This is a genomic window from Kitasatospora sp. NPDC029367 (assembly GCF_055569135.1).
Genome location: NZ_JBVHYH010000055.1, coordinates 1 through 11,068, shown reverse-complemented (window position 1 = coordinate 11,068; position 11,068 = coordinate 1). Strand labels below are relative to the sequence as shown.

At 73.7% G+C, this 11,068-nt stretch carries 9 protein-coding genes; 4 read left to right on the top strand and 5 right to left on the bottom strand.

Annotated elements, in window-relative coordinates:
- Window positions 1-80 precede the first annotated feature (80 nt).
- Both ACZ4W5_RS26220 and ACZ4W5_RS26215 read right to left on the bottom strand, forming a co-directional pair.
- Complete coding sequence (locus ACZ4W5_RS26220; protein WP_465657275.1) at window positions 81-1,817, bottom strand: amidase; 1,737 nt, start codon at window positions 1,815-1,817, stop codon at window positions 81-83.
- Window positions 1,818-1,976: 159 nt separating this feature from the next.
- Window positions 1,977-3,509, bottom strand: a complete 1,533-nt coding sequence (locus tag ACZ4W5_RS26215) for an APC family permease (protein WP_465657274.1) — start codon at window positions 3,507-3,509, stop codon at window positions 1,977-1,979.
- Between the two features lie 95 nt (window positions 3,510-3,604).
- Between ACZ4W5_RS26215 and ACZ4W5_RS26210 the strand changes: the two genes are divergently transcribed.
- Window positions 3,605-4,234: a TetR/AcrR family transcriptional regulator gene (locus ACZ4W5_RS26210; protein ID WP_465657273.1), complete on the top strand. Its 630-nt coding sequence runs from the start codon at window positions 3,605-3,607 to the stop codon at window positions 4,232-4,234.
- Between the two features lie 155 nt (window positions 4,235-4,389).
- Here ACZ4W5_RS26210 and ACZ4W5_RS26205 read toward each other — a convergent pair whose 3' ends face one another.
- Entirely contained in the window at window positions 4,390-5,172 is a 783-nt protein-coding gene (locus ACZ4W5_RS26205) for a S1 family peptidase (protein ID WP_465657271.1), read from the bottom strand.
- A gap of 233 nt (window positions 5,173-5,405) precedes the next feature.
- Window positions 5,406-5,726: a hypothetical protein gene (locus ACZ4W5_RS26200; RefSeq protein ID WP_465657269.1), complete on the bottom strand. Its 321-nt coding sequence runs from the start codon at window positions 5,724-5,726 to the stop codon at window positions 5,406-5,408.
- Between the two features lie 213 nt (window positions 5,727-5,939).
- Between ACZ4W5_RS26200 and ACZ4W5_RS26195 the strand changes: the two genes are divergently transcribed.
- Window positions 5,940-6,449, top strand: coding sequence for a transglycosylase SLT domain-containing protein (locus ACZ4W5_RS26195; RefSeq protein ID WP_360232798.1), 510 nt, complete (start codon window positions 5,940-5,942; stop codon window positions 6,447-6,449).
- A gap of 147 nt (window positions 6,450-6,596) precedes the next feature.
- Here ACZ4W5_RS26195 and ACZ4W5_RS26190 read toward each other — a convergent pair whose 3' ends face one another.
- Window positions 6,597-7,052, bottom strand: a complete 456-nt coding sequence (locus ACZ4W5_RS26190) for a MarR family winged helix-turn-helix transcriptional regulator (RefSeq protein WP_360232795.1) — start codon at window positions 7,050-7,052, stop codon at window positions 6,597-6,599.
- 177 nt (window positions 7,053-7,229) lie between these two features.
- Between ACZ4W5_RS26190 and ACZ4W5_RS26185 the strand changes: the two genes are divergently transcribed.
- Together ACZ4W5_RS26185 and ACZ4W5_RS26180 are read left to right on the top strand one after the other, a co-directional pair.
- Entirely contained in the window at window positions 7,230-8,792 is a 1,563-nt protein-coding gene (locus tag ACZ4W5_RS26185; protein WP_465657267.1) for an MFS transporter, read from the top strand.
- A 43-nt stretch (window positions 8,793-8,835) separates the two neighbouring features.
- Window positions 8,836-10,848, top strand: a complete 2,013-nt coding sequence (locus tag ACZ4W5_RS26180) for an aldehyde dehydrogenase family protein (protein ID WP_465657265.1) — start codon at window positions 8,836-8,838, stop codon at window positions 10,846-10,848.
- Window positions 10,849-11,068: the final 220 nt, after the last annotated feature.

Below are 11,068 nucleotides of genomic sequence, written 5' to 3'. Positions count from 1 at the left end.
ATCCCCCCCCCCCCCCCCCCCCCCCCCCCCCCCCCCCCCCCCCCCCCCCCCCCCCCCCCCCCCCCCCCCCCCCCGGTCCGTCAGCTGGCGGGGAGCCTCGGGGTGCGCGAGGGCTCCGTACGGCGCTGCCCGGTCGCCTCGAAGGCGGCGGCGAGCCGCAGGAGCGCGGTGTCGTCGTAGGCGCGGCCCGCGAAGGTGAGCCCCACCGGCATGCCGATGTCGGCCATGGTGCCCATCGGCACGGTCACGGTCGGAATGCCGAGGTGGCGCGGCACGAGGTTGCCGTTGGCGACCCAGACGCCGTTGCGCCAGCCGAGGTCGGCGGAGGCCTCGTTCACGTCCATGTCGGCCGGGCCGACGTCGGCGACGGCGGGGAAGACCACGGCGTCCAGGCCGAGTTCGTCCATCCACCCCTCCAGGTCCACCCGGCGGGTCTCCTCCAGGCCGCGCAGGCCCGCCTCCAGCAGCGGGATGTCGGTGAGGGAGGCGTACGGGCGCTCCCGCACGAAGCGCGGGTAGTCGGCGACGCTGTCGCCGAAGCCCTCGTAGCGGCCCGGGAGTTCACCCTCGTGCACGGGGAAGATGCGCTCGCCGTCGACCTCGGTCAGGGTGGCGAGCGCCGGGTCCCCGTTCGCGCGCAGGAAGTCGTCCCAGGACCACGCGGACAGGTCCTCGATCTCGACGGTGAGGTAGTCCCGGCCGACCAGGCCGCGGGTGAACACCGAGGGCGCGCCGGGGCGGTCGGCCTCGTAGTTGGTCACCACCGGGAAGTCGACCTCGACGACCTCGGCGCCCGCTGCCTCCAGGTCGCGGCGGGCGGCCTCCCACAGGGCGATGACCGAGGGGCGGGTGTCGATCCGCTGCCCGGTCTGGCCGCCGATGCCGCCCTCGGGGTTGGTGCCGGCCTCGGGGTCGGCGTTGATGTACATCCGGGGCACGCCGACGCGCCGGCCGGCGAGGGTCGAACCGGCCGCCGCCGCGTCGGCGGGCGCCAGCGCGGGGTACGACGCGGGGCGGACCTCGGAGGCCGCGGGCAGCTTGATCCAGGGCTGGGAGCGCCACAGGTCGCCGCGGGTCTCCGCGTCGTCGGCGACGATGACGTCGAGCAGTTCGAGCAGGTCGGCCATGGTGCGGGTGTGCGGGACCACGACGTCCATGGTCGGCACCAGCGGCCAGTTGCCGCGCACCGAGATCACACCGCGGCTGGGGGTGTAGGCGCACAGGGCGTTGTACGAGGCGGGCGCCCGGCCCGAGGACCAGGTCTCCTCGCCGAGGCCGAAGGCGCCGAACGAGGCCGCCGTGGCGGTGCCCGAGCCGTTCGAGGAGCCGGAGCCGTACGCGCTGGTCAGCCAGTCGGCGCTGTACGGGCTCTCGGCCCGGCCGTAGACGCCGCGCTGCATCCCGCCGTTCGCCATCGGCGGCATGTTGGTCAGGCCGATGAGCACGGCGCCGGCGGCACGCAGCCGCTCGATCGCGAAGGCGTCGCGCTGGGCGACGAGGTGCTCGAAGGCCGGCGAGCCGGCGGCGGCGGTCAGGCCCTTGGCGAGGTAGCTGTCCTTGGCGGTGTACGGGATGCCGTCGAGCGGGCCGAGGGTGCGGCCCTGGGCACGGCGGGCGTCGGAGGCCTCGGCCTCGGCGCGGGCCTCCGGGTTCATCACGACGAGCGAGTTGAGCGCGGTGGCGGTGCCGGGCCGGTCGTAGGCCTCGATCCGGGCCAGGTAGGCGTCGAGCAGGCCGACCGAGGTGGTCTCGCCCTTCTCCAGCGCGGCGCGCAGGTCGGCGATGCCCGTCTCGACGACGTCGAAGGGGTGGGTCATGCGGGTTCCTCCAGGGGTGTTCGGTCTCGCGTCGGAAGCGGAGAGTCGGAAGCGGGTGGTCGGAAGCGGAGAGTCGGAAGTTGTGAGCCGGAGTCTGTGAGCCGGAAGCGGAAGGTCGGGGGCGCTGTCCCGGCGGGTCGACCGGGTCGACCGGGTCGACTACACGACGGCGGGGGCGAGTTCGTCGCCGTGCGGGCGGTCCTGGCCCGGGTCGGGCATCCGGCGGTCGGGGCGGCGCGCGAGCAGGTAGCCGAGGCCGGCCAGGGTGACGGTGCCGACGCCGAGCGGTGCCGCCCAGATCTGGTACCACGGCGCTCCGGCCGGTGCGAGGATGGCGCGCGGCCAGCAGATGTTGACCACCTCGAAGCCGGTCCACAGCACCGCCAGGACGTTGAGCGGGGTGCCGAGGCGACCGTAGCCGACGGCCCCGGCGGGCTTCCAGGTGCCGCGCAGGCGGGCGGTCAGGGCGACCACGGTGAGCAGGAAGAACGGCACGAAGGTGGCGGCGCTGCCGAAGGTGATCAGGCTGCCGATGGCCGAGGTGCTCAGGCCCAGGGGCAGGGCGGCGGAGCTGATCACCGTGGCGGCGACCAGGCCGCCGATCGGTGCCCTGTGCCGGTTGACCTTGCGGACCTGCCGGGAGAACGGGAAGACGTCGTCGCGGGCGAGCGAGTAGAGGCCGCGGGCGGCGCCGCCCTGGGAGGCCATCAGGCAGGCGGTGAAGCTGATCAGGACGACGAGGACGAAGGGCTTGTCGGCCCAGCCGCCGAAGGCGTGGGTGACGGCGGTGGTCACCGGGTCGAGGTCCTTGAGGGCGACGACGTCGGCGGGGTCCGGGTGGGCGAGCTCGACCGAGACGGCGTTGAGGACGACGACGAGCCCGACGCTGAGCAGCGACCACCACATCGCCCTGGGCACCTGCCGGGCGGCGTCCTTGGTCTCCTCGGCGGTGGACACGCAGGCGTCGAAGCCGATGAAGGCCCAGCCGGCCACGGCGACGGCGGCGAGCAGGGCGCCGGTGTCGCTGACGCCCAGCCCCTTCGGGGCGTCGAGGAAGTCGGTGAGCAGGGCGAATCCGTGCTGCCGGAAGACCAGCAGCAGGGTGAGGCCGACCAGCACGGAGGCGACGGCCTCGGCGGCGATGCCCAGGCTGACGACCCGGCGCAGCAGGTTGATGCCGTAGGCGTTGACCAGGGCGCAGCCGAGCATGAAGCCGACCGAGACGAGGACCTGCTCGGCGGGGGTGGGGACGGCGCCGAAGAGCGCGAAGAGCCAGGGCGAGGCGAGGTAGGCGACGGTGGTGTTGCCGAACATCACGGCGAACTGCCACATCCAGCCGCTCAGCCAGGCGACCGCCGGTCTGGACAGGCGTCTGCTCCATTGGTAGGCGCCGCCGGCCAGCGGCCACTGCGAGGCGAGCTCGGCGTAGACGGCCACGACCAGGCACTGCCCGAGCAGGCAGAGCGGCAGGGCCCAGACCCAGGCGCCGCCCGCGACGCTCATGCCGACCTGCACGGCCGCGTACAGCCCGACGACCGGGGAGACGACGGCGAAGCCCATGGAGATGTTGCCGAGCACGTTCAGGCTGCGCCGTAGCTCCTGCCGGTAGCCGAGCGCGGCCAGCCGGTCGGAGTCCGCGGTGCCGGTGGCATCGGCGGCGTCGGTGGCGTCGGTGGGGGTGTGCTCGACCACTGGCTGCGCCCTCTCGATAAAACTAACTTTGTTAGCGACTGCTGTCGGTCTGGCACGATAGCCCCCGGACACGGAGAGCGGAAGAGGGGATTTCGGTGGGCCGACCGAGCAGGGCACTGCTGACCCGCGAGCGGATCGCGCGTGCCGCGCTCCAGGTGGTGGACGAGGAGGGCCCCGACGGGCTGACCATGCGGGCGCTCGCGGAGCGGCTCGGGGTGAAGGCGGCGTCGCTCTACAACCACGTACCGAGCAAGGACGCCCTGGTCGACGCCGTCTCCGGGCTGGTCAACGACGAGATCGACCACGGGCCGCTGGGCGACCCCGACTGGCGGGCCGGCCTCGCGGCGTACGCGCGCGGTTACCGCGCGGTCTTCCGGCGGCACCCGAACGCCCTCGCCCTGCTGGCCCGTCGCCGGGTGGAGGCCGACAGCGCGCTGACCGGCTACGACGCCCTGCTCGCCCTGCTCGGCCGGGCGGGCCTCGAACCCGCCGACGCCGCCGAGGTCGCCGCGGCCGTGGACTACCTGGTGCTCGGCTCCGCGATGGAGACCTTCGCCGCGGGCTTCACCCGGGAGCCGGCCGCCTACCGGCCGCAGTACCCGGCGCTCGCGGACGCCCTGGACGGTTCCCTGGCCCGGGGCGGCGGCGCGACGGCGCTCGACGACCGCGGGTTCGAGGTGGGGCTCGGCCTGCTGCTCGACGGGATCGAGCGCCGGACGTCGTAGGGCGTGTCCTGGCGCGTCGTAGGGCGCGTCCTGAGGCGTCGTACGGCGAGTCCTGGAACAGGTCTCCCCGCAGCGAAGCGGCGGCCCCCCACTCCCGGAGAGGGTGGAGGGCCGCCGGTCGGGGGCGCTGCCGCGCCACGCGGAGGGGTCGGGGATCAGCCGGCCGTGGTGCTCCGGACGAAGTCCCTGAACGCCGTCACATCGGTGTAGATCGAGGGGTCGACCGCGCAGGTGGAGGAGGTGCCGCCGGCCCGGCTGGTGGCGCCGAGCAGCCGCCACTCGCCGTTGACCTGCGCGATCGCCGGGCCGCCGGAGTCGCCGTAGCAGGCACCCTGGTTGCTGCCGTCCGGGCCCTGCGGGTTGTTGACGCAGAGCTCGGAGGAGGGGTCGAAGCCCTCGGCGCAGCCGCTGGGGAGCAGGCTGGTGTCGAGCTCCTTGAGCTGGTCCGGGCCCCCGTCGCCGCCGGGCTGCGGGGTCTCCTGGCCCCAGCCGAGCAGCTTGACGGCGGTGCCGGCCGGCGCGCCGTCGGCGATGGCGATCGGGGTGGCCTGAACGGGGGCGCTGAGCTGGAGCAGGGCGATGTCGTTGTTGGTGCTGTAGTTCGGGTGGGGGACGACCTTGGCGAGCGAGGCCACCTCGCCGCCCGAGGTCCGGTCGTTGGAGCCGACCCGGACGGTGAACTGGTCGGCCGTGCCGCCGGCCACGCAGTGGGCCGCGGTGACCGCCCAGGTGGGCGAGATCAGCGAGGCGCCGCAGAGGTGCTGGCCGTTCTGCTGGAGCGAGACGATGAAGGAGTAGCCCTGGGAGGCGCTGCCGCCGCCGATGATGGGCCGGCTGGGCAGGGGCGCGGCGGAGGCGCCGGTCGCCGGTGCGGCGAGTAGCAGCGCGGTGGCTGCGGCGGCGGTGGCGAGGATTCCGGGCAGGGGGAAGTGCCTCATGACGTGTCCTTGTCCGGCGGCGTGGGGGCCGCCCGTGGGGGATGACGTGAACCTGTCGAACTGCCCGTAAGGCTGGCCCCTGACGGCCCGTCGGGAACATCCGCCACTCGGCGGGGAGAAGGCCGACGATCGGAGGCTTGCGTAAGCACGCAAGTATGAGCGAGGATTGCTCGCCTCTCCGCCTCCTGGTGGCACCCCGACTCTGGGCTCCGCCGTCGGGGCCGGCTCCCGGTCTAACGACCCGACAGCAGGCTCTCCAGGAACTGGCCGTGGGCGGGGGTCGGGAGGCTCTGCGTTTCGGCAGGCTCCGTCGCTTCCGTGACGGGACTCTCCGGGCTCCCGCCGCGTACCTGGAGGACCCGGGTCGGCTGCTCCGCCCGGCCGGAGACCAGGACGCCGACGGCATCCGCGATGCGGGTCATCGACTGGGGCTGACTGGCGGTCACCGCCGGTGCCCGCCCGGCCGCCGCGGCCTCGTCCCGCAGACGGTCGACCTCCGCCTCCAGCGTGGCCACCCGGGCCCGCAGGTCGTCCAGCTCGCTCTTCTTCCCCATGCCCCAGGCCCTTCCCGGCTGCTCCCGGCCCTCTGACGTGCCGTTCCACCCTATCCGGGCGGCTCCCGCGCGCTCACAGGGTGGCACGGAGGTGCGGGGGAGGGGCGCTGTGCGGTACCGGCGTTCCGCGTTGACCGCCTGTCTACCGGTGCCGCATAGCGTCCCTCCCCGTACCCGGCCCGATCCCGGGCCGGCGCCGAAGGGAGAACACAAGTGCTCCGTAGAACTCGCGCACTGCTGACCGGATCGGCCGTCGCCCTGGCCCTGACCATCAGTTCGACGGGCTTCACCGCCCACGCCTCCGGGGACCAGAGCGGCATCGACGCCTGCGCCCGGGAGGCGAAGCTGGCCGGCTTCGCCAAGGACAGGTCCGGCGAGGGCCGCAACGACGACGCGATCTACGCGGTCGCGATCGCCATGGCCGAGTCCGGCTGCAACCGCCTGGCCGTCCACACGAACCTCCCCACCGACCCCGACCCGGGCACCAAGGACCTCGGGGCCTGGCAGATCAACGAGCGTTGGTACCCCGACGTCCACTACCACGATGCCGATGTCGTCACGGCCGAGAACTGGCAGGACATGGGCTGGTCGGCCCGCAAGGCCTACCGGATCGACAACGACGGCACCGGCCGGGGCTGGGCCTCCTGGGCGGCCTGGAACCTCGGCACCTACCAGCAGTACCTGGGCCAGGCCCGCGACGCGGTCAACCGCGCCTGGCAGTGACGGCCCGCCGCCGGTGACGCCCCGCCGCCGGTGACGCCCCACCGCGGGTGACCCCCGCCCCGGCCCCCGGCCCGAGGTCCTCGAACCTCGGGCCGGGGGCCGCCGCGTTGCGGTCGGCCCGCCCGGACGCGCCCGAAGGGGCCTCGGTCACCCGGGGAAGACCTGGCCCAGCAGCCGCTGGAAGGTCCGCCGGTCCGCCTCGTCCAGCTGGGCCAGTCCGGTGAGGCTGGACATCAGCTCCACCCGGATCTGCCGTACGGTCCGCTCGCCCTCCTCGGTGAGCACCACGTTCTTGACCCGCCGATCGGCCGGGTCCATCTCGCGGCGGACCAGTTCGCGGGCCTCCAGGCGGTCGACGATGCCGGTGACGTTGGAGGCGTCGCAGGCCAGCAGCTCGGCCAGGGTGCGCATGGGGCGGGGCTCGCGCAGCAGGCTGAGCGTCTTGCCCTGCATGAGGGTGAGGCCGCGTTCGGCCGCCAGTGCGGCGAAGTGGCGGTAGTAGGCGGCCGCGGCGCCGGCGACCTGGTCCATCAGCTCGACCGGCGTGGGAGCGGCGGCGCCGGTGGAGGGTGGGGCGGCAGGCGGGGTGGCGGGCTGGGTCATGCGTCGAGTGTAGGCAGGATTGCTTGACTTCATCAATCTTTCAGGTCTACCTTCAATGCATTGCTTGAAGACATCAACCTTGCAGGCTTCAACCGTCCAGGTTTCCGCCCGCTGCCTTCGAGCGCCGGCCGGCCCATGTCCCCGCGCGGCCGCCACCTCCCGGAAGGACCCCACCCGATGAGCCACGCCGCCGATCGCGCCGTGCCCCGATCCGCCCCCGCCGCCAGTAGCACTGCCACTACCACCGCCACGGTCGGAAAGCGCGGCAGTACGCCCCTGATCCTGGCGCTGGGCCTGGCCGCGATGGTCGTGGCCATGGCGCAGACCCAGGTCGTCCCGATCCTCGCCCTCCTGCAGAAGGAGCTGCACACCGGTGCCGCCGGCGTCAGCTGGGTGACCACCGCCGCGCTGCTCTCGGCTGCCGTCTTCACCCCGCTGCTGGGCCGGGTCGGCGACCAGTTCGGCAAGAAGCGCACGCTGCTCGCCGTCCTCGCGGTCATGGTGGTCGGCTCGGTCATCGCCGCGACCACCACCTCGCTGGCCCTGCTGATCATCGGCCGGGTGCTGCAGGGCTCCGCCACCGCGATCTTCCCGCTCGCCCTCTCCGTGATCCGCGACGAGGTGCCCCAGGAGAAGCTGCACGGGGCGATGGCGCTGGTCAGCGGAACGCTGGCGTTCGGCAGCGGCCTCTCGCTGGTGGCCACCGGGCTGCTCACCCAGGGCTCGCACCCCGACTACCACCTGGTCTTCTGGTTCTCCACCGCGCTGACGGTGCTCGCCCTGGCGGCCGTCGCCGTCGTGGTACCGCACGGCGGTTCGCCCACCGGGGGCCGGGTCGACGTGCTGGGCGCGCTCACCCTGGCCGTCTTCCTGGTCCTGCTGCTGCTCGGCATCTCGCAGGGCCACGAGTGGGGCTGGTCCTCCGCCCGTACGCTGGGCGCGCTGGCCGGTGCCGCCGTCTTCGCCGTCCTCTGGGTGCTGGTCGAGCGACGGGTGCGCAACCCGCTCGTGGACATGCGGATGTTCGTCCACCGCCAGGTGCTCTTCACCAACCTGACCGGGCTCTTCGTGGGCTTCGCCTCGTTCGCCCAGTTCATCGGCATCTCCTACCTCGTCCAGATGCCGGGCCGGCTGACCGGCTACGGCTTCACCGCCTCGGTCCTGCGCGCCTCCGTCGAGTACCTGCTGCCCAGCGCCCTGATCGCCCTGGCCGCGGCTCCGGTCGGCGGACGGCTGGTGCGCCGGATCGGCGCCCGCTCCACCCTCGCGGTCGGCGCCCTGATCGGCGTGGCGGGTTTCGCCTGGCTGGCCTTCGGGCACGGCGCCGAGGGCGCGGTGATCACGGCGGGCATGCTCACCGGCATCGCGATCTCCTTCGGCTACGCCGCGATGCCCGCCCTGATCGCGGCCAGCGTGCCGCTGGAGCAGACTGGCATCGCCAACGGGATCAACTCCATCTCCCGCTCGGTCGGGAGCTCGATCGCCAGCGCGGTGGTGACCTCGCTGCTCGCCTCCAAGACGGTCAGCTACGCCGCGCTCGGTGGTGCCGCGCTGCCCGCGGAGAGCCAGTTCACCCTCAGTTTCGTGATCGCCGCGGTCGCTCTGCTGCTGGCCGCCGGGGTCGCGATGGTGGGGCTCAGCAAGCACCACCGGCCGCTCACCGCGCGGGCCGACGAGCAGCCGCGCGCCGCGGCGGTCACCGTGTCGACCGCTGCCGGGGTCGTCCCCGACAACTCCTGATCACCCCGTAACTCCCTCCCCCTGTCGACCTGGAGCACCAACCATGACTTCCGCCCTCTTCGTCGTCACCGGCGCCACCCACTGGACCCTCGCCGACGGCACCCCGCACCCCACCGGCTTCTGGGCCGAGGAACTCGCCGAGCCGCACCGGATCTTCACCGAGGCGGGCTTCGAGATCACCATCGCCACCCCCGGCGGCGTCCCCGCCCCCGTGGACCGGGGCAGCCTGAGCGCCGAGGCCAACGGCGGCGCCGCAGGCGGGGGCCAGGAGAAGGCCGAGTGGCTGGCCGCCTACCTGGAGGCCATCCGCGCGGACCTGGAGCACCCCGCGAAGCTGGCCGAGGTCGACCCGGAGGCGTACGACGTGGTCTTCTACCCGGGCGGCCACGGCCCGATGGAGGACCTCGCCGTGGACGAGGACTCCGGTCGGCTGCTCACCCGGGCGCTGGCGTCGGGCAAGCCGCTGGGCGTGGTCTGCCACGCCCCCGCCGCGCTGCTCGCCGCCCGGAACGAGGACGGCAGTTGGCCCTTCGCCGGCTACCGGATGACCGCCTTCAGCAACGCCGAGGAGCAGGCGGTGGGCCTGGCCGCGGGCGCCAAGTGGCTGGTCCAGGACCGCCTGGTCGAGCTCGGCGCCGACTTCGTGGAGGCCGGGCCGTTCACCCCGCACACCGTGATCGACCGCAACCTCTACACCGGCCAGAACCCCGGCTCCTCGGCCGAGTTGGCCCGCACCCTGGTCGCCGCCGTGGCCACCGACCCGGCCACCGTGGTGGCCCGCCTGCGCGCCACGTTCGCCACCGGCCGTACCAGGCCGCTCGGTTGGCGCCTCGCCCAGCTGGGTGCGCTGCGCGCGCTGCTCACTGAGCAGTCCGAGGCTCTGCTGGCCGCGCTCCACACCGACCTGGGCAAGAGCGCGACCGAGGCCTACCGCGGCGAGATCGGCTTCACGCTGAACGAGATCGACCACACCGTGGAGCACCTGGAGGAGTGGCTGCAGCCGCGCCCGGCCGCCGTCCCCGGCGCCTTCCTGCCCGCCGAGGCCCAGGTGGTCCGTGACCCGCTCGGCGTGGTGCTGATCATCGCGCCGTGGAACTACCCGCTGCAGCTGGCCCTCGCCCCGCTGGTCGGCGCCCTGGCGGCGGGCAACACCGCCCTGGTCAAGCCCAGCGAGCTCACCCCGGCGACCTCGGCGGCGATCGCCCGTCTGCTGCCGCGCTACCTCGACCGGGAGGCCGTGGCCGTGCTGGAGGGCGGTGTGCCGGAGACCACCGCGCTCCTGGAGCAGCGCTTCGACCACATCTTCTACACCGGCAACGGCCAGGTCGGCCGGATCGTCATGACGGCCGCCGCCAAGTACCTGACGCCGGTCACCCTGGAGCTCGGCGGCAAGAGCCCGGTGGTGGTCGAGCCCGGCGCCGATCTCGCGGTCACCGCCCAGCGGGTGGCGCGCGGCAAGTTCCAGAACGCCGGGCAGACCTGCGTGGCCCCCGACTACGTCCTCGCCGTCGGCGACACCGCCACCGCGCTGGAGGCGCACCTGGCCGAGGCCGTGCGCGCCCTGTACGGGGCGGACCCGGCGAGCAGCCCGGAGTACGGGCGGATCGTCAACGAGCGCCACCACGACCGGCTCACCGCCCTGCTCGGCGACGGCCGGACCGTCATCGGCGGCGACCACGACCGCGCCCAGCGCTACCTCGCGCCGACCGTGCTGGCCGAGGTCTCTCCCGAGGCACCGGTGATGCAGTCGGAGATCTTCGGCCCCATCCTGCCGATCATCGCGGTGCCCGACCTGGATGCCGCGATCGCCTTCATCAACGAGCGCGACAAGCCGCTCGCGCTGTACGCCTTCACCGAGTCGGAGCGGACCAAGCAGCGGCTGGCGGCCGAGACCTCCTCGGGCGGCCTCGTCTTCGGCCTCACGGTCTCCCACCTGGCCGTGCCCGAGCTGCCGTTCGGCGGCGTGGGCGAGAGCGGGATGGGCCGCTACCACGGCGAGTACTCGATCGACACGTTCAGCCACGCCAAGGCCGTCCTCGACAAGCCCCTCGGCTGACCGTACGGGGTCGCGGCCCCGCGCCGATCACGTGGTGACACCGTCCGACCGGCACAGCCGCCGCCCGGACGGCGGAGACGTGGCGACGGTCGAGGACGCACGAGAGCCGGGGGGGGGAGGCGGACCCCCCCCCCCCCCCCGTCCCTCTCCCCCGACCCCCGGGCCCCAACGGCCGCTCCGGGGGGTGGCAAAATCTCGTCCCCAGCGTCCTCACGCCCCT

Bases quoted from the DNA above. Each gene is read 5' to 3' on its own strand.
- ACZ4W5_RS26220 (WP_465657275.1), bottom strand. From the start codon at position 1,817: ATGACCCACCCCTTCGACGTCGTCGAGACGGGCATCGCCGACCTGCGC.
- ACZ4W5_RS26205 (WP_465657271.1), bottom strand. From the start codon at position 5,172: ATGAGGCACTTCCCCCTGCCCGGAATCCTCGCCACCGCCGCCGCAGCC.
- ACZ4W5_RS26200 (WP_465657269.1), bottom strand. From the start codon at position 5,726: ATGGGGAAGAAGAGCGAGCTGGACGACCTGCGGGCCCGGGTGGCCACG.
- ACZ4W5_RS26190 (WP_360232795.1), bottom strand. From the start codon at position 7,052: ATGACCCAGCCCGCCACCCCGCCTGCCGCCCCACCCTCCACCGGCGCC.
- ACZ4W5_RS26185 (WP_465657267.1), top strand. From the start codon at position 7,230: ATGAGCCACGCCGCCGATCGCGCCGTGCCCCGATCCGCCCCCGCCGCC.
- ACZ4W5_RS26180 (WP_465657265.1), top strand. From the start codon at position 8,836: ATGACTTCCGCCCTCTTCGTCGTCACCGGCGCCACCCACTGGACCCTC.